Below are 18,773 nucleotides of genomic sequence, written 5' to 3'. Positions count from 1 at the left end.
CCGTTTGCCTCACTCATCCGCTCAGAGCGCGCCCCACAACTCCCGAACGTATCCCGCGGCGTCGGCCGCAACCTTGTCGAGTGTCTCCTCGCTGCCGCCTTCGACGAACGGGGCGCACATCTCGAACGCGATCCAGCCGTCGCAACCGGCACGCCTCAGCTCGCCCAGGAAGGTCCGGTAGTCAATGAACCCCTCGCCCATGGGCACCATTTGTAGGTGATCCTCCTGACGCACATAGTTGGTGAGGTGCCAGTCGTAGTGGAAGCGGGGCCGGCGCTGGTAGTCGCAGACCGTGGTGAAGGCGACCCACGGCGCCATATGACGCGCGGCCTCCGCGAGATCCGCCCCTTGCACTGCCGCCGACCAGGCGTCGAACGCTGCGCGGCAGTTGGGCCGGTTGACCTGATGCAGCAGGTCGGCCATGGTGCGGTAATCCGCGCCGATGCAGTGGTGGTTCTGCACCGCGAGCGTCACTCCCAGCGAGGCCACCTTGTCGCTCGCTTCTTGCAGCATCCCGATGATACGCGGCAACTGCTGGCTGTACGGCAGGTGCGGACGCTCGTATGCCGTGAAGATGCGAATCAGATCGCACTCCCACGCCGCAGCCAGCTCCGCCAGCGCCGTGATATACAGGATCTCCTTCTCCGCATAGGGGTTGTCCGTGTGATCCCAGCCCGCCAGCATGTCCGTATAGCCTGCGACGCACGCGGCCTCCACACCCTCTGCATCCAGCAGGCGCTTGAGCTGCCGGCGGCGGCGCGTCGTCATGTCGAGGACGCTGGCGTGGGGCCGCTTCGCCATGACCTCCAGCCCCTGGTAGCCCAATCCCGCCGCCTTGCGGATCACCCGATCCAACGGCAGCGTGACCTGGCCGGGCCACACCCCGGCATAGCTCACTGTGTGCAGCGCGAGTTTCATAAGTCCCTCCTGATGCGCGCGCGGACGGCACATCTGGTGCGCCAATCCGCGCTGGTCCGCCCATCCGCGTGCGGCTCTGTCGTGGGCGGCCGCCGTTCTGGCTGGCTAGGGCTATGATTATGAGACGGCGCGCGAAGCTCCTGCCAGATGAAACACGGCGGCGAAGCAGGAATCCCGACCAGCGGGCCGCAAGATGTAGCGCGGAGGCAGACGACTGCCTACCGGGAGAAACCATGAGCGCCGAGAGACCCGCCATCCGCACCGCCCGGCATCTCGTGAGTCTGGCATCGCTCCTCGCTCACGCGCGGGAGCATCGCTACGCCGTGGGTGCCTTCGATTTCTGCAACGCCGAGACCGCCCAGGCGATCGTCGCGCAAGGCGCCGCGCTGCGCGCGCCGGCGCTGCTCATGATCGGCCCGTGGGAAATGCCGCTTCTCGGTGCCGAAATGGTGGCGGACATCATAAGCTGGCTCGCCTCGCGGACGGACGTGCCGGTGTGCCTTCACCTCGATCACTCGAGCGAGATCGAGCCGATCAGAGAGTGCATCGAGGCTGGCTTCCCGTCCGTGATGATAGACGCCTCGCACTATGAGTTCGAGGAGAACGTTCGCCGGACGCGCGAAGTCGTCGCACTGGCCCATGCGGCAGGAGTCTTCGTCGAAGGCGAGCTCGGCGCTGTCGGCAGCGTCGGTGATGCCACAGTCGAAGGCGACCGGGCGGCTTCGCTGACGGATCCCGACGAAGCAGCGGAGTTCGTGAAGCGCACCGGCGTTGACGCCCTGGCGGTCGCGATCGGCAATGCGCACGGCATCTACCGGCAACACCCCGCGCTCGACTTCGACCGCCTCCGCGCTATCAGGCACGCGACCGATGTGCCGCTCGTGCTCCACGGCGGCTCGGGCACCCCGCCGGAGCAGCTCCGCCAAGCGATTGAGATCGGCGTGACCAAGGTCAACGTGGCGAGTGAGTTGAGCCGCGCGTACCTCGACGCTATTCAGGAACTCCAGGCGGCCAAGGCAGGCAAGGCGTGGTACGCCCACGCACTGGTCGAGGCTAAGGCCGCGTTTGGCGAAGTCGTCGCCCGGTGGATGCGCGAACTCGGCAGCGCCGGACAAGCGCCGTAGACGGGCGGGCCCGCCAGGCGCCGCACGCGCCCTGCGGCCGACGAATGCTTGCCGCGTCGGCAGGTGGAACGTGCGGCCGCGAGGAAATGGCCCCAAGGGCAGGAGGTAACGGCGATGGGCTGGGACGTCATTGCCTACTGGATTTGCTTCATCTCGGGTGTGGTCTACGCTCTCATTGCCGCCTTGTTGGGGGGGCTCTTCGGCTTCGAGCACGGCGGGGACATGGGCGGCATTGAGGGAGGCGACGGCGGGCTCGAGCCGGCGGCCCACGACTTCGGCACCGCGCAGGACGTGAGCGCAGGTCACGGTGAGGCATTCGGCGGGGCCGGGCCGGGCGAAGTCGCGATCTCTCCGCTCTCGCCGATGACCATGGCGACCTTCAGCACCGTCTTCGGCGGCACCGGGCTGATCCTCACCAGCATGTTCAAGCTCAGCCTCTTCGTCACCCTCCCCGTGTCCGTTATCGTCGGCATCCTGGTCGCGGTGGCGGTATTCTCGGCGTTCTATCGCATCTTCGCGTCGGTTCAGGCATCGAGTGAAGTCCGCATGGGTTCAATCGTCGGCCTGACCGCGGAAGTCTCGGTCGCCATCCCGAAGGATGGCGTCGGCGAAGTCGTTTACGTGGCGCTCGGCAACCGTTACACGGCGATTGCGCGGCCCGAAACCGCGCGCGCCATCCCGCGTCACGCGACAGTAAGGATTACCCGGGTGGCCGGCAGCACCGTCTACGTTGCACCTGTTGAGGGAGCTGTCGCCGGCTCGGAGCAACCACCGCAATAGCGTCTACGGAGGCACCGCTATGGGACTGGACTGGCTCATTTCCACGCCTGCGCGCGGCATTCCGCTCGTTGTCGGCGCCGTCATCACCGTTATCATCCTGTTCGTCGTCGTCTATGCGAGCAGATATGTCAAGGTCGGCCCCAACACGGTGCTCGTGATCTCCGGTAAGCGACGCACCATCCGCGGCGCCGACGGGGCGGCTCAGAGCGTCGGCTTTCGCATCCGCGTCGGCGGCGGCGCGTTCGTATGGCCGGTGCTGGAGCGCGTGGATACGCTCTCCCTCGAGATCATGACCCTCGAGGTCCGAACGCCGGAGGTGTACACCATCCAGGGCGTGCCGATTGTCGTTGACGGCATCGCTCAGATCAAGGTCCGCGGCGACGACGTCTCCATCAGAACCGCGTCCGAGCAATTCCTCGGCAAGAACCAGACCGAAATCGCCAACATCGCCCTGCAGACGGTCGAGGGGCACCTGCGCGCCATCCTCGGCACGCTGACCGTCGAGGAAGTCTATAAGAACCGCGAGGCCTTCGCGGCGCGCGTGCAGGAAGTAGCGGCGACCGACCTCGTCAACATGGGCCTCAGCATCGTCTCCTTCACCATCAGGGACATCCGCGACAGCCACGGATACCTCGAGGCGTTGGGCAAGCCGCGGACCGCGCAGGTCAAGCGCGACGCGGTGATCGGCGAAGCCGAGGCAGCGAGGGACGCCACCATTCGGTCCGCAGTTGCCAATCAAGAAGGGCAGCAGGCGAAGTACGGGGCCGATACCAAGATCGCCGAGGCGCAGCGGGACTACAATATCCAGGTCGCCGACTACAAGGCCGCCGCGTCCACCAAGCAGGCCGCGGCCGACCTCGCGTACGACCTGCAGAAATTTACGACCCAGCAGCTCGTCCGGGCGGAGGAAATCCAGGTCGAGGTCATCGAGAAAGAAAAGCAGATTGACGTCCAGGACCGGGAAATCCAGCGCAGGACGCGCGAGCTTTCCGCGACCGTGGAGAAGCCCGCCGAGGCGGACCGGTCGAGAATCCAAACCCTCGCCGAGGCGGAGCAGTTCCGACTGAGGACGACTGCGGCGGGCCAGGCCGACGCGGTGCGGACCGTCGGCGTCGCCGAGGCCGACGCCAACAAGGCCAAGGGTCTCGCGCAGGCGGACATCATCAAGGCGCAGGGGTTCTCCGAAGCCGAGGCGATGGCCAAGAAGGCGGATGCGTGGCGCGCCTACAACGAGGCCGCCATCGCCCAGACCTTCATCGAGAAGCTGCCGCAAATCGCCGCTGCTATCGCCGCGCCGCTCGCGAAGACCGAGAAGATCGTCGTCGTCTCGACCGGCGGCGACTCCGCCGGCGCGGATCGCGTCACCGCCGACGTTACCAAGGTTATCGCCCAACTGCCCCCCGTGCTCGAGGCGATGACGGGGATGAAGCTGGAGGAACTCCTGGCGCGCTTGCCGGAACTCGGCCAGCAGAAGGCAGCCCAGGCGAACCCCGACAAGCCCGAGGCGGAACAGGACAAGCCGAAGGCCTAACCCGGTCGGCGGCGCCCCTCGCACGACCGCCTACGGATACACAGGGGAGGCTCTACCGAGCCTCCCCTTAATCTGTGCTTGGGGTCATCACCAAAGCTTGGCCGCGCGCCGCTCGCTACTCGTGCAGCTCCTTAATCTCCCCCGTCTCCATGTACCAGATGCGCTCGCCGATATTGGTCACATGGTCGGCCATGCGCTCCAGGTAGGTGCCGATAAGGAGCAGGGCGATCGCCTGCGACGTCAGGCTCGGGTCGCGCTCGAAGAACTCGATCAGCTCGTCGTGCAGCGAGCGGTAGGCGTAATCCACCTCGTCGTCCTGGAGCACCGCCTTCATCGCCAGCTCGAGGTCGCGGTGCACCAAGCCTTCAAGGCTGTCGTGCAGCATGCTCTGCACCAGCTGCGCCATGCGCGGGATGTCCACCAGCGGCTTGAACAGCGACTGCCGGGCGAGCTCCTCGGTCTGCCGTGCGGTGTCCACCGCGTAGTCGCCGATACGTTCGATATCCGCGATGATCCTGAGCATGGCGATGATCGTACGCAGGTCACGCGCCATCGGCTGCTGTCGCGCGAGGAGCTGTATGGCGCGGCATTCTATGTCGAGGTTGAGCGCGTCTATCTGATTCTCGATCTCCATCACCTGACGCCGAAGGTCGGGGTTGCGTTCGACCACAATACGCACGGCCACCTCGACCGCCTGCGATGCGAGACCGCCCATGCGCACCACGTCCTGCTGCAGCGCCGCCAACTGCTCCTCAAACGCCTGTCGGATAGGACCGCTCAATGTCAACCTTCCTCTCAGCCGAACCGCCCGGTAATGTAATCCTCGGTTCGCTTGTCGTCGGGCTGCGTGAATATCCTCGCCGAGGGGCCGAATTCGATCATCTCGCCCTGGAGGAAGAATCCGGTCTCCTGGGACACCCGGGCGGCCTGCTGCATGTTGTGCGTTACGATGACGATTGTGTACTTCGCCTTCAGCTCGTGCATCAACTCCTCGATGCGAAGCGTCGAGATCGGATCGAGCGCGGAGCACGGCTCGTCCATCAGCACGACGTCCGGATCCACGGCGAGGACGCGCGCGATGCACAGGCGCTGCTGCTGCCCGCCGGACAATGAAAACGCGGACTGCCGCAACTTGTCCTTCACCTCATCCCACAGCGCGGCCCGCTGCAGGCTGTGCCGCACTAGGTCGGCGAGACCGCCGCCCCGCGCGAGTCGGTGGATGCGCGGCCCGAACGCTACATTGTCGTGGATTGACATCGGGAAGGGGTTGGGCCGCTGAAACACCATGCCGACGCGCCGCCGCAGAGCTACCACGTCAACGTTTGGCGCGTAGATGTCCTCGCCGTCCAGCAGCACCTGTCCCCGCGTCCTGGCCCCTTCGATGATCTCGTTCATGCGGTTAAGGGCGCGCAGGAACGTGGACTTGCCGCAGCCCGAGGGGCCGATGAACGCCGTGATCTGCCGCTCGCGGACCGTCAGGTCAACCCCGCGCAGCGCCTGGAAGCGGCCGTAGAAGAAATCGAGCCCGCGAATCTGCAGCTTCGCTCCGCGCTCGGCTGCCGCGCTCTCTTCGCTGTTGCGTTGTCCGGGCGTCTCGGTCATGTCTATCTCGTTGCGCGCAGGCGTCCTCGCGTGGCGTAGCGAGCGGCCGCGCTCAGCACCAACACCAAAGTGACGAGCACGAGCGCGCCTGCCCACGCCTGCGCATGCCACTCATCATAGGGTGAGATGGCGTAGTTGAAGATTTGCACCGGTAAGCTGGCGATGGGGCGGTCGAGACCGGTGCTCCAGAACGTGTTGCCCAGCGCCGTCACCAACAGCGGCGCCGTCTCGCCCGCGATGCGAGCCACCGCGAGGAGCACGCCCGTGATCACTCCGCCCTTGGCCGCCACGAGCACGACCTTGAATATCGTGCGCCGCTGGGTGGCGCCGAGTGACAGCGCCGCCTCGCGCTGCGACACCGGCACCAGCCGCACCAGTTCCTCCGTGGTGCGCATCACGGTCGGAATCATCATGATGCCCAACGCCGCGCCGCCCGCGAGCGCGGAGAAGCTCTGCATCGGCACGACGACGATCGCCCACACCAGTATCCCGACTACGATCGACGGCACACCCGCGAGGACGTCCGCGGCGAAGCGCACGCTCCAGCCGAAGCGGTTGTTGCCGAACTCGGCCAGGTATATCCCGCCCAGGATCCCGATCGGCAGCCCGAGTGCGCTCGCCAGCCCGATCAGGATCAGCGTGCCCACGATCGCGTTCGCCATGCCGCCGCCGGGCTCGCCCACCGGCCGCGGCAGGTGAGTGAAGAACGCCAGGCTCAACGCCGGCAGCCCCTGGATCACGACGTAGTATAGCACCATCACCAGCGGAACGAGAGCCGCCGCCGTCGCCACCACCGCGCCCGACCACATCAGGCCGTTGGCGACCTTGCGCTTCATCTCCCACATGCCGCCTCGCCTGCGGCGGAGGTTCATTCGCGCACTCCCATCGTTGTTCCGCGGCTCACGCTCCACAGCATCAGGCGCGCAACGATGTTGATGACGATGGTGATGGCGAACAGGATGAGCGCGAGTTCCAGCAACGCGGAGGTGTGGACCTCGACCGTCGCCTCGAGAAACTCGTTGGCCAGCGCGCTCGCCAGCGTATAGCCTGGGCTGAACAGCGACGCCGAGATGTCCGGCCGGTTTCCGATCACCATGGTGACCGCCATCGTCTCGCCCACCGCGCGGCCCAGGCCGAGCATCACGCCGCCCAGGATCCCCGCCCGCGCGTAGCGCAGCACTGGCCCGCGCATCGCCTCCCATCGCGTCGCGCCCAGGGCATAGGCCGCCTCCCGCTGCGAAACGGGAACCGACTGGAGCACCTCGCGCGACACCGCGGTGATGAACGGGATCACCATGATGGCGAGCACTAGGCCCGCGGCGAGCATGCCGATGCCATAGGCGGGCCCGCGAAACAGCGGCACAACACCGAGGTGTTGCCCCAGCCATGCCTCCACCGGCCGCAGCAGTGGCACGAGAACGAATATCCCCCACAGGCCGTACACGACGCTCGGCACGGCGGCGAGCAGCTCGACCAGGAAAGACACCGGTCCGCGCAGCCACCGCGGCGCGAGTTCGGCGAGGAACAGCGCCGTTCCCAGGCTGATCGGCACCGCTATCAGGAGCGCCAGAAGAGATGAGACCAGCGTGCCGTAGATGAACGGCAGCGCGCCGAAGACTCGGTGAACGGGATCCCACGTCGAGCTGACGATGAACCGCCAGCCGAATTGGCGAATAGCCGGCAGCGACGCGCGCGACAGCTCGTAGGCGAGAACGACGATGAGCCCGAGCACCGTCGCGGCGAAGATGAGCAGGCACCATCTGAACGCGCGATCCCCGACGTTAGCGCCGAACACGCCGCGCCGCTGCAGGGAATGACCTGTCGCATCAGTCGAACTCATCGATCAGCGCTCAGTTCGCGGCGGGCTCCCGAGGGCGAAGACCTGCCAGCGCGGTTTCGTTGATCGCCACTATCTCACCGGGCAGCGGGGCATACAGCAGCGGCTCTGCGAAGCGCTGCCCGTCGTGGATCGCCCAGTCCAGCAGCGTGGCGAGCGCCTCGCCTCTGGCGCGATCCCGGTGGTCGCGATGGACCAGGATGTACGTGAAGCCCGCGATGGGGTACGCGTCGGGCGCAGCCGCGTTGACGATGCTCACCCGCACGTCGCGCGCCATCGTCGGCGCGGCCGCGGCGGCGGCCGCCGTCGTGCTGGCGACCGTGGGCTCGACGAACTCGCCGGCGGAATTCCTTACCAGTGCATAGGAAAGGCCGTTCTGCACCGCGTAGGCGAGTTCGACGTAGCCGATGCTCCCCGGGGTCTGCTTGACCACCCCCGTCACGCCCTCGTTGCCTTTGCCGCCGATGCCCACCGGCCACGCCACCGATTTTCCCGCCCCGACGCGGTCGGCCCACGGCTTGCTCACCGCGCTGAGGTAGTGGGTGAAGATGTACGTGGTGCCGCTGCCGTCCGAACGATGGGATACGGCGATGGGCAGGTCGGGCAGGCGCGCGTCGGGGTTGATCGCAGCGATCTGCCGGCTCCGCCACCGCTTGATCTCGCCGAGGTAGATGCCCGCGATGGCCTCCGGGCTGAGACGCAGCGTCTCCGACATCCCGGGCAAGTTGTACGTAATCGCCACCGCCCCCGCGACGGTCGGGATGTGCACCACCGCGCCGGGCATGGCCGCCTCTTCCTCGTCCGACAGCGGCGCATCGCTGGCTCCGAAGTCCACCGTCCCGGCTTTGAGTTGCTGGATCCCGCCGCCGCTCCCGATGGACTGATAGTTGACGCGCACCCCCGGTTCGATCTTCGAGTATTCGTCGAACCACTTCGAGTACAAAGGATACGGGAACGTCGCCCCCGCCCCGGTCAACGTCAGCCGCCCTGCGGTGCCGGGCCCCCCTGCCTCCCGCGCGCAGCTCGCCGCGAGCATGATAATCCCCACCGCGAGCAGCCAGATCCAGCGGCCTTGTGATATCATCGCCTCCGCACCTCGTCGAGGACTACAGCTCCGAGTCGTGGGGCAGCGGTTGATCCACGATCTCTCCCGTCGTGGCGTCCGCGCGGCGCGACTGACGCGCAAACACGCGCGTCCGGCGGCCCGGCGGCATCCCTGTCTTGCCCCGGACTAGATTCGGGATGACGACGTCGCAAGGTTACGCTTCTACTCGATCGCCTCGCCGCCCTGTGCGACGTTGTCCTGCGTGAAGATGCGCGTGCCGAGGGTGATGTTCTTCGGCACCTCTTCGCCGCCGAGGATCTTGAGCGCGGTTTCGATGCCTTCCTTGCCGCCGGTCGGGTACTCGAAGGTGGCGGTGAGGATGCCGTCGCGGACGTAGCGCACGCCCTCGTGCGGCAGCGCGTCGATACCGATGAACTTGATCGTCTTCTCGCGGCCTTTCCCCTCCAGCTTCGCCGTGATGTACGCCCCGTGCGCGCTGGGGTCGTTGTGCGCGTACACCGCGTCAATCGCGCCGGACTGAGGGAACCTGGCCAGCGCCGAGTTCATCTCGCGCTGCGCATCCGGCTCCAGCCACTTGCAGTCCGCGGAGAAGATGATCTTCAGCTCCGATCCCTTGATCCCCGCCATGAAGCCGTTGTGCCGCTCCTGGCCCGGCGTCGAAGTCATCAGTCCTTGCAGCTCGACGATCTTGCCCTTGCCGTTGAGGATTTCGACCAGGAACTTCCCCGCCTCGCGCCCGATCTTCACGTTGTCCGCGCCGATGAAGCACGTGTAGTCCTCGCCCTCCACCTTGCGATCGAGCACGATCACCGGAATGCCTGACTTGTAGGCGTCGCGCACCGGCTCGGTCAGCGGCTTAGCCTCCTTCGGGCTGATGATAATCAGATCGACGCCTTGCGCCATGAACTCGCGCACCTGCGCCTGCTGTGTCGTCGACTGGTTCTGGGCGTTTTTGTAGATGACTTTGACCTGGGGATACTCTTTCGCGGCCGCCTCGACGTCGGCGTTCATCTGCACCCGCCACGGCTCGCCCAGATTGCACTGGGACATCCCGATGACCCATGGGTTCTCGGCGGTTCCCTTCGGGCCGCTGGGCGTTGCAGGCTGCCTCGCGCACCCCGCCGCCGCCATTGCCAGCACCAGCGCCCAGGCCAGACTCGACAACCACTTCCTCATCACGTTCCTCCTCACGCCGACGGCGTATGTCATTGACGCCGCCGCTGAATCAGCACCGCCGCGACGATGATGAGTCCTTTCGCTAGCAGGCGGTGCGCCTCCTCTGCCCCCATGAGACTCAGGAACTTGCCGATGTACCCCAGTATCAACGTGCCGATCAGGGTCAGCACCACCCCTCCCTGTCCGCCCATCAGGCTCGTTCCGCCGATGACCACCGCCGCGATTGCGTCGAGTTCGTAGGTGAAGCCCGCCTCCGGGTCGCCGAGCGTCTGCCGGCTCGCGTTGCAGATGCCGGCGAGGGCCGCGCACAGCCCGCAGATCGCGTAGGTCACGACCTTCGCCTGTCCGACCCGGATGCCGGACAGCCGCGCCGCCTCCTCGTTGCCACCGATCGCATAGAGATAGCGGCCGAACTTTGTGTAGCGCACCACGATCCACAGAGCCAGGATGGTGGCGAGGAACAACAGCGTTATGGGATCGAGATACGGGCCGAGCAGCGGGTGCGTCATCGCATCGAACAGGGGAGGATCGGTCGTCCGCGCGTACCCGGCAAGCCCGGGCTGCACCTTGACGCCGCCGGACACAAGCTTCGCCGCGCCGCGCGCCGCCACCATCATCACCAGCGTCGCCACGAACGGTTGCACGCGAAACCGCGAAACCAGGCCGCCGCTGACGGCACCCAGAGCCGCCCCCGTCGCCAGACACAACGGAATCGCCACTGCGGCCGACCAGCCGAACCGAATCAGGAATATCGCGCACAGCGTCGCGCTGAAGCCGAGCACTGAGCCCACCGACAAGTCGATTCCCGCGGTCAGGATGACGAGCGTCATCCCCGCCGCCAGAATCCCGTACTCCGCGTATTCGAACAGGATGTTCTGCTGCGTGCGCAGCGACAGGAAAACGCGGCGTCCCGTCTCGGGGTTCACCGGTGAGACGATGACGCCGATCAGGAAGACGAGAATCAGGGCCAGCAAGCCGCGATACTCGCCGACGAGACTGAGCAGGACTCGCCAAGGCGGCCGCGGCGCCGCCGTCTCCGTCCTCAGCTCGTCGCGGGGTCGCTCGGAACCAGTGGGCTGCGTGGTCATGATCGCCTTTCGCGGGCCTTAACTTCCACGGTGCCGTGGCCGCGCCCTTCAACGCGGCGGCCCGCGGCCATCTCACCCGTGCTGCGCAGGCAGCGGCATGGCTGGCTGCGGTCACTGGTACGCCTTGAACGGTGCAGGGAGTATCACGCCATCGGCGAAATCAGGGCGCGCAAAGGAACTTGCCGCCTGTGTGCATCCCTAATCCAGCAGTGACGGTGATCGCTATGACCCTTGCCCTCAGTGCGTCGGCGCAAAGCAGCGCTGCACGTCTGCCCGATCCCTTGGCAGGTGAATTCCACCTCTCGATTGACCGCGCGGGTCATCGCACCGTGCTTTCGCCGGAGCAGGCCGATCGCGTGCCCGGCGGTTGCGACTGGAAAGTCGGCGTGCTGCAGGTATCCGCTCGCGCCCGCCGCCAGCCCCACGACCCCGCGGCCTGGATCGTGCGCGCCACCGTGACCAACAACGGTCGGCGAACGGTTCGCATGGACGCGATGGAGTTGACCCTGAACGGCTTGGTCGAAGCTCCGCCGCTCGTTCCACTACGTGAGCCTGGCGTCCGGGTGTTCCTCGACTCCGGTTGGCTCGGCGGCTCGACGGTGCGCGACCTCAACGTCGCCGACGCGCGCCACGAATCCCACGGCGTGAGCGTTCTCGTGGATGGTCAGCGCGAGACGGCTCTCGCGGCGGGCTTCCTCAGTTTTCGTGACGCGGCGGTGACGCTCGCGCTGTCCTGCGATCGGGAAGGGAGGTGGTGCGGGCTTGCCGCCCGCTCCGAGTTCGTCAACGGCCGGGGGCTGGAGCCGGGCAAGACGCTGCAGTCGGAAGCGCTGTGGCTGCGCCTATGTGATACCGGACACGACGGCCTGGAGCGCTGGGCCGATGCCGTCGTCCGCTTCAATCGTCTGCCGCCCCCGCGCGCGCGCGCCTCGGGCTGGAACTCGTGGTACGCCTACCGGCTCACGACCACCGAAGACCTCATCCTCGCCAACGCGCGCATCGTCGCCGAGCGCTTCAAGGAATACGGCGCGACGAACATGCAGATAGACCACGGCTGGCAGGATCGCGACATCGTCGGCAACTGGGTGCCGAATACCCGCTTCCCGCACGGCCTGCCGTGGCTCAGCGAGCGCCTGCGCGAGATGGGCCTGACGCTGGGGCTGTGGACCGCCGTATCCCAGGTCTCGGAGTTTGCGCCGTTGTTCGCCGAGCACCCGGAGGCGCTGCTTCACGACGCCGCAGGCGCGCTCTCCGTGGCGGATCAACACTGGTTCTGGGAGCCGCACGGCAAGACGTACACACCCGACCCAACCCACCCGCTCGGGCTCGCCTTCTATCGCGATGCGGGGCGCAAGCTGCGGTCGTACGGCGCGGTGTACGTCAAGAACGACTTCCAGGGCAACCTGTTTCGCCGCGACGTCGTGCCCCATGATGCCGCTGCGACGCTCGGCCCGCCGCTATACCTCCGTGCGATGCGAGCGTTCCAACAGGGGATGGGCCGAGAGATGATACGCCACGGCTGCAATGCGCCGCTCAATATCGGCGCGGGCATGTGGGATGCCGCGTGGGTGCATCGTGATATCGGGAATCCGCGCGGCGACTGGGAGTCACTGGCCGGGTTCGCCCACGAGCTCGCCTGCCGCTACCACGTCAACGGCAAGTTCTACTGGTGCGATCCCGACTACTTGCAGGTCGGCCAGGGAGAGCCGAACGAGACGCGGGTGCGCATGGCCCTCATGGCGCTCGGCGGCGGCACGGCGTTCATCTGCGACCGACTGCCTGAGCTGCCTGAGGAGAAGCTGCGGCTCATCAGCCGCTGCTTGCCGGGTTACGGCGCAGCCGCCGTCCCGCTCGATCTCTTCGACCGCGATTCATACCCCCGGATACGGTGGCTGGATGTCGGGACTGCCTGGGGTCGCTGGGCCGTGGCCGGCGTGTTTAACCTCGACGATGAGCCGGTGGAAATTGATCTGCCCTTGGATCGCGCGCCCGCCCGCGGCGACCTCTACGCCTTCGCGTTCTTCAGCAGTTCCCTGTTGACCCCGGAGCCGCTGCCGCGCAATGAACCGCTGCGTGTCTCCGTCCCCGCGCGCGATGTCCGCGTGATTCGCATCGCCTCCATGCCGGATCACCCCTGGGTCATCGGTACCGACTTGCACCTGACCCAGGGCGGAGTGGAACTGGAACACGTGCGATGGGATGCCCGAGGCAAGACCCTGTCCATGCAGGCCCACCGCGCCACAGGCGAGCGGGGACACTTCTTCATCCGCGTCCCACCGGCCTACCGTCCGACCTCCGGGAGAGCCGATTCCGCAGGGATCCTCCGAGTGCCCGTGGTATTCACCGAGCCGCGCATCACGTGCCGGGTCAAGTTCGAGCACGCCGCGAGCGCCGGCAAGCCCCGCGGCTGAGCGGTGACCGACGTCGCTTCGTTACAGCCCGGCCTGCCGCCATACGTCCATGAGGGACTCGCCGGTCTCTCGGGCGGCATCCTCCGGCGCCATAGCGTTGACCCGCGCGCTGAAGGGCTCCACGGTCACCGGCCCGGTGTAGCCGATGTCGCGCAGCGCGCCGAGGAAGCCCGCAAGATCAATCACGCCGGTCTCCCCCGGCAGCGCGCGCACCGAGTCAATCTGCTCGTCAATCCCAATGCCCGCCGGCGCATCGTTAATGTGGACGTACACGATGTCGGCGTCGCTCAACTCGCGTATCTCGTCGAGCGTGCCGCCGGCAGTGTACCAGTGCCAGGAGTCGAGCAAGAGTCCGGCATTGGCGCCGACATCCCGCACCATCTCCATCATTTGCGGCAGCGTGTGGATGAACTCGTACCGGTGCCCGGCGCGCAGCGTCTTCGGCCCCAGGAACTCGAGCCCCAGGCGGCAGTCGTACTCGCCCAGCACCTGGGCGATCGCCCGGAATCGGTCCCGCCACAGAACGTACTGCTCCGCGTACGACAGTTCGTCGCACCACGAGGGAACCCAGGTTGGGCAGCGCAGGCAGCCCAGCTCGCGCGCCGCCGCCGCAACGCGAGGGAGCTGCTGCATGCCGTCCCGAAAGGCCGCGTCGTCCCTGCGGAACTCCACCGGCAAGCCCCACCCGCCCGCCTGGATGCCCGCCCCTTCGTACCTCCCGCGCATTGCCGCCGCCGCGCCGGGAGCGGTGAGGTCGCCGACCGGGTCCATCCCCTCGAAGCCGTTGCGCACGGTCAGATCAAGAGACGTCTCGAAATCAGCGCTGATCCCCACGCACCCCGGGCAGAAGTTGCGAAACATGATCCCTCCTTGATGGCCGAGCTGAAGCCGTGTTCGATAGCGCCGCGGCGTGTCCTGCAGCGTTGGTGCAAAAGACCGACTCCAGGCGCGATTGCGCAGGACACCGCGGAAACTTATTGAAAGCTATTACATCGCCGCAGACTCAGGAGATGATTGCTCGACATGAAAGACATCGGCAAATGGCGGGAGTACATCACCGACGATGACGTGATGAAAGCCACGCTCGGGGCGACGAGGCTCTTCGGCGCCGCGCCGTCAATCGTCGAGCCGGACGAGCCATTCGCGCTGCACATCGTCGCCCTCGGCGCGGATGGCTATCCCGACGAGTCGTATCGGGATAACGTGCGCCTCGAAACGGACGCTGACGTGCGCGGCCTGCCGGAGGTGATAGAGTTCGGCGCGGATGATGAAGGGATCGTGCGCGTGGACGGGCTGTCCGCGCCCGGGGAAGGCATTGTGCTCATCCGTTTCTCTTGCGACCGTACGCAGGTGGGTGGGGCATGCAATCCGATATGGGTGAAACGCGATCCACCCTATCGAATCTACTGGGGCGACCTGCACACGCACTCCATCCTCGGGAAGTGTGGGACGCAGACCGCCAAATCGCCCGATTTCGGCTACCGGTTCGGGCGCGACGTGATGCGACTCGACTACGCGGCGATGGCTGACCACGCGCGCTCGCTCGACGACGAGAGCTGGAAAGAAGTCATGGCCGCCGCGAAGCGTCATCACGAAGCGGGCGAGTTTGTCACATTCCTCGGGTTCGAGGGCGACTATGACGGCCCCGACGGCGGCCACTTCAACCTCTATTACCGCGGCGATGATGGCGATTATCGCAATTTCAGAGTCGAGAAAGGCGGCACGCTGGAGGCGGTGCACGACTTCGCCAGGGAGCGCGGGGCGCTGGCCGTGTCCCATCACAACGGCCGCCGGATTCGCGGCAGGGACTACTCGATCAGTCGCTGGGGCGGGCTGGAAATCGAACCGGTTGTCGAGGTCTACTCCAAGTGGGGCTCGTCCGAGGAGTGGCACAGCCACCGGCCGGTTTGGCGCGGCGGCTACCCGTCGGATACTCACTACTTTCGTTACGCGGTTGCGCACGGATACCGCCTGGGCGTGATCGGCGGCAGCGACGACCACAGCACCTGCCCTGGCAGCTACATGGACATGTGGTATCCCCGCGATGCCGGGCGTCGTGGGTTCTATCGGAGCAGCGGGCTGGGCGCGATCCTCGCGACGGAGCTGACCCGCGAGGCGCTGTGGGATGCCATGTTCCATCGCCGCTGCTACGCGACCGCGGGCGAGCGCTTCCTGGTTGACCTCCGGGTCGACGGCCGCCTCATGGGCGAGGAGATCGACAGCCGGCGCCCGCACATCGAAGCGCGCGTCGTCGGGCCGGCGGGCATCAGGGAAGTCGTCATCGTCAAAGACGGGCAGGACTGGCACCGCGTGGACTCCCAGGGGCAGGACTGCGCGGTCGAGTTGGCTGACGATAACCTGGACGGCGAGAGCAGCTACTACGTGCGCGCCATCGACCAGGCCGGTGATGCCGCCTGGTCGAGCCCGATATGGGTGCGACGGGAATGATGGATTGCGTCGCGGCAACGGGAGAGAGGGCAGTGTGATGACCTCCAAAGAGCGCCTGATGCGCGCGCTGCGCCGAGAGCAACCGGACCGCCTGCCGTGCACGGTGCACCAGTGGCAGGGCTATCACCTCGATGAGTACCTCGGCGGCATCAGCGCGCTCGCAGCCTTTGCGCGCTGCGGCATGGACGCGGCGATCCAGTACTTCGAGAGCATGGGTCAGTTCTGGCTGCCCGGGATGCACGAAGGCGACTCGTCGAACCCGGACTGGATCGACGAGGTGGAGGTGCTGGAGCCCGACCCCGAAGCGCTCGTGCAGCGGCACACCATCCGCACGCCGCACGGCACGCTCACCTATCAGACCGAAGGCAACCGCCGCACGACCTGGGTCACGGAGCACATGGTCAAGCGCAAGGAGGACGTTGACCTCATCGAGCGCTACGCGCCGGTGCCGAAGCTTGACCATGCCGCGATTCGCAGGGCCTATGACGAGGTCGGCGACGCGGGGATACTGCGCGGCTTCGTGTGGGGCGACCAGGCCGGCTGCTGGCAGCACGCCTGCTGTCTCTACGGCACGCAGGAGATGATCCTGGCGGCGATTGACGACCCGGGCTGGACGCACCGCTTCCTGCGCATCCTGTGTGACAAGAAACTGAGGTTCGTCGAGGAATCACTTGTGGGCGCGAAGTTCGATCTCATCGAGACGGGCGGCGGCGCGTCGTCCTCCACGGTCATCTCCCCCCGAATGCACCGCGAGTTCTGCCTGCCCTACGATCGCGAGCTGCATGACGCCCTGCACCGAGCCGGGCACATGGTGACATACCACACCTGCGGCGGGATGATGCCGCTCGCCGACATGATCGCCGACAACGGCGCCGACGCGACAGAGACCATGGCCCCGGCGAGCGTCGGCGGGGACGTGGATGCCGCCGAACTCAAACGGCGCGTGGGAGACAAGCTCTGCCTGATCGGCGGCATGGATCAGCACAACGTGCTCACGCGCGGCGCGGCGCAAGGTATCCGCGCGGAGGTGCACCGGCTGTTCGACGCGGCTGGCGTGGGCGGGGGCTACATTCTCTCCTGCGCCGACCACTTCTTCGACACCCCGCCGGAGAATATCGAGGCCTACGCCGCCGCTGCGCGGGAATGCGCCTACTGAGGCTCGGTCAGGCGGCGGCTGCGCTCGTCCGACCACCCCGGCAGCGAGACCGTCGCCTGGTAGTTCGAGTAGTTGTACAGGGGATTGCGGAGCGGCTTGTAGAGCCGGCCGGGCTTCGGGTTGTCGTCCTGCGTGTACACCCAGATCTCGTGCGGGTCCCACACCACGATCTCGTCGCGGCAATCGCCCGTCAGGTCGAGCACGGCATAGCACATGTCCGGGTGGCCGTCGGCGGGGAACGCGACGACGCGCCGGCCCCAACCGTCGAACATGCCGCCTTCATCTCCATTAGGCGACAGCACGAAGTACTCGCCCGGGCGTCCGGTCCAGTTGACGGGCAAGCACATGCTCCCGTGCTGGCACGGCTCGAAGTTGTGATACACATCCCCGTTGGCATCGAAGAAGTGAAAGATCCCCTGGTTGCCCCAGAAGTTCACCGACACCACCTCGAGGCCGGGCAGATCCGGCCGGAAGTCGGCGACCGTGGGGTTCTGGACGTGCCCCAGGTAATGATGCTTGAGCACATTGCCCCGCAGGTCGGCGAGGAAAATGCCTTCGTCACTCGCAGCGCACACCACGCACGGCTCGGCGCCTTTGTCCGCGCTGAGCTTCACGATCGCCACCCCGTCGGCGTGATCCCTCAGCGAGTCATCGAGCGTCCACAGCAGCTTCCCGTCGTGATCGAACAGGGAATAGCCGACCGCCAGCTCGTCCCTGCCATCGCCGTCCACATCGCAGGCATAGGGATAGTGCCCGGTGTTGCAAGCCGCATCCCACAGCGGTTCGAGGCGATCGTTCAATGCCCAGATGTGATGGTAGCGATTCTTGATGATAACGTCGCTCGCGCGTCCGGCTCCGCGCAGGTCGCAAAAGTAGAGCGCATCGCCGAGAACCCGGGGGAACCGGTCATACGGCGCGGGCGTCGTCCCGGGAGTCTCGGGCGTCGAGGACTTGTACTTCGTCTTGCCGGTCGCCCCGTCCGCGACCACCAACTCGAAGTTCATGCAGTACACGACCTCGTTACGCCCGTCCCCGTCGAGGTCGTGGATCTGAAACGCCACGTCGTTCGTCAGATGATCCTTCCAGGGGTCCGGTTCGCCGATCTGCCACAGGATGTCGCCGTCGAAGGTCATTGCGGTGAGGCAACTCAGCTCGCTGTTCCGGTCCTTGGGGCCGTGATGCACCACCTGCCCGATCAGCACGTCTATCTGACCGTCGCCGTTGAGGTCGCCGAAGCGAAGGTTGCGCCCGACGCCGAAACCCTCGGTGCGGATCCTCTTCCACACGACCGGCTTGGGGTTGGCCTCCTGGAGCGCACGCTGCTCCCGCTCGCGTTCGCCCATCCGCGCCTCAATCATCTTGGCTGCCGCTGCCGTGGCGGTCACCTTGACGTGCGCGTAACGGGCCGGGATGTCAGACGTCAGGCCGATCCCGCCCGCGGGAAACGTCGCGTCCTCTGCGGTGACATAGGTCCCGTCGCTCAGTTCGGCGCGGATCGTGCTGCCCTTAACGGTGACCTTGGCGGTGAGATACTCGCCCGGTGACCAGGCGCATTCACTCTCGGCGAGTGCCTTCTCATTGGGCTGATGAAAAGCCGTCTCGTGGCGCACCAGCTTGAGCACCGCCCTCGGCCCAT

Annotated in this window: 16 protein-coding genes; 6 read left to right on the top strand and 10 right to left on the bottom strand. The window is 66.5% G+C overall.

Features of this window, described 5'->3' with window-relative positions:
* Positions 1-21: 21 nt before the first annotated feature.
* Positions 22-918, bottom strand: a complete 897-nt coding sequence (locus JSV65_02320; protein UCH35207.1) for a sugar phosphate isomerase/epimerase — start codon at positions 916-918, stop codon at positions 22-24.
* Positions 919-1,151: 233 nt separating this feature from the next.
* On the opposite strand from JSV65_02320, the gene JSV65_02315 reads away from it, so the two are divergent.
* From JSV65_02315 to JSV65_02305, 3 genes are all read left to right on the top strand, one after another.
* Positions 1,152-2,042 (top strand): class II fructose-bisphosphate aldolase, encoded by an 891-nt coding sequence (locus tag JSV65_02315; GenBank protein ID UCH35206.1) that lies wholly within the window; start codon positions 1,152-1,154, stop codon positions 2,040-2,042.
* 114 nt (positions 2,043-2,156) lie between these two features.
* Positions 2,157-2,822: an NfeD family protein gene (locus JSV65_02310; GenBank protein UCH35205.1), complete on the top strand. Its 666-nt coding sequence runs from the start codon at positions 2,157-2,159 to the stop codon at positions 2,820-2,822.
* Positions 2,823-2,841: 19 nt separating this feature from the next.
* Complete coding sequence (locus tag JSV65_02305) at positions 2,842-4,353, top strand: flotillin family protein (protein ID UCH35204.1); 1,512 nt, start codon at positions 2,842-2,844, stop codon at positions 4,351-4,353.
* A gap of 115 nt (positions 4,354-4,468) precedes the next feature.
* Here JSV65_02305 and phoU read toward each other — a convergent pair whose 3' ends face one another.
* The 7 genes from phoU to JSV65_02270 form a co-directional block, all read right to left on the bottom strand.
* Positions 4,469-5,134 carry a phosphate signaling complex protein PhoU gene (gene phoU, locus JSV65_02300; GenBank protein ID UCH35203.1) on the bottom strand — a complete coding sequence of 222 codons (666 nt, stop codon included), beginning with the start codon at positions 5,132-5,134 and terminating at the stop codon, positions 4,469-4,471.
* Between the two features lie 14 nt (positions 5,135-5,148).
* Complete coding sequence (locus JSV65_02295; protein ID UCH35202.1) at positions 5,149-5,955, bottom strand: phosphate ABC transporter ATP-binding protein; 807 nt, start codon at positions 5,953-5,955, stop codon at positions 5,149-5,151.
* Between the two features lie 2 nt (positions 5,956-5,957).
* Positions 5,958-6,800 carry a phosphate ABC transporter permease PstA gene (pstA, locus tag JSV65_02290; GenBank protein UCH36676.1) on the bottom strand — a complete coding sequence of 281 codons (843 nt, stop codon included), beginning with the start codon at positions 6,798-6,800 and terminating at the stop codon, positions 5,958-5,960.
* Between the two features lie 23 nt (positions 6,801-6,823).
* The gene (gene pstC, locus JSV65_02285; GenBank protein UCH35201.1) at positions 6,824-7,795 is read right to left on the bottom strand and encodes a phosphate ABC transporter permease subunit PstC; all 972 of its coding nucleotides are present in this window, start codon (positions 7,793-7,795) and stop codon (positions 6,824-6,826) included.
* A 10-nt stretch (positions 7,796-7,805) separates the two neighbouring features.
* Positions 7,806-8,876 (bottom strand): phosphate ABC transporter substrate-binding protein PstS, encoded by a 1,071-nt coding sequence (gene pstS, locus JSV65_02280; GenBank protein ID UCH35200.1) that lies wholly within the window; start codon positions 8,874-8,876, stop codon positions 7,806-7,808.
* A gap of 183 nt (positions 8,877-9,059) precedes the next feature.
* The gene (locus tag JSV65_02275) at positions 9,060-10,034 is read right to left on the bottom strand and encodes a substrate-binding domain-containing protein (GenBank protein UCH35199.1); all 975 of its coding nucleotides are present in this window, start codon (positions 10,032-10,034) and stop codon (positions 9,060-9,062) included.
* A 29-nt stretch (positions 10,035-10,063) separates the two neighbouring features.
* The gene (locus tag JSV65_02270) at positions 10,064-11,122 is read right to left on the bottom strand and encodes an ABC transporter permease (GenBank protein ID UCH35198.1); all 1,059 of its coding nucleotides are present in this window, start codon (positions 11,120-11,122) and stop codon (positions 10,064-10,066) included.
* Positions 11,123-11,346: 224 nt separating this feature from the next.
* Between JSV65_02270 and JSV65_02265 the strand changes: the two genes are divergently transcribed.
* Positions 11,347-13,533 carry an alpha-galactosidase gene (locus JSV65_02265; GenBank protein ID UCH35197.1) on the top strand — a complete coding sequence of 729 codons (2,187 nt, stop codon included), beginning with the start codon at positions 11,347-11,349 and terminating at the stop codon, positions 13,531-13,533.
* A 21-nt stretch (positions 13,534-13,554) separates the two neighbouring features.
* Here JSV65_02265 and JSV65_02260 read toward each other — a convergent pair whose 3' ends face one another.
* Positions 13,555-14,394, bottom strand: coding sequence for a sugar phosphate isomerase/epimerase (locus JSV65_02260; GenBank protein UCH35196.1), 840 nt, complete (start codon positions 14,392-14,394; stop codon positions 13,555-13,557).
* Between the two features lie 162 nt (positions 14,395-14,556).
* On the opposite strand from JSV65_02260, the gene JSV65_02255 reads away from it, so the two are divergent.
* Together JSV65_02255 and JSV65_02250 are read left to right on the top strand one after the other, a co-directional pair.
* Positions 14,557-15,981, top strand: coding sequence for a DUF3604 domain-containing protein (locus JSV65_02255; GenBank protein UCH35195.1), 1,425 nt, complete (start codon positions 14,557-14,559; stop codon positions 15,979-15,981).
* 37 nt (positions 15,982-16,018) lie between these two features.
* Positions 16,019-17,137, top strand: a complete 1,119-nt coding sequence (locus JSV65_02250) for a hypothetical protein (protein UCH35194.1) — start codon at positions 16,019-16,021, stop codon at positions 17,135-17,137.
* Here JSV65_02250 and JSV65_02245 read toward each other — a convergent pair.
* Positions 17,131-18,773, bottom strand: a 1,643-nt coding sequence (locus JSV65_02245) for a hypothetical protein (protein ID UCH35193.1), incomplete at its 5' end; no start/stop codon positions are given. The genes JSV65_02250 and JSV65_02245 overlap by 7 nt on opposite strands.

The organism is Armatimonadota bacterium (genome assembly GCA_020354555.1).
Taxonomy (GTDB): domain Bacteria; phylum Armatimonadota; class Hebobacteria.
The sequence above is the reverse complement of the archived record's forward strand: the minus strand, read 5'-3'. Positions and strand labels throughout refer to the sequence as shown.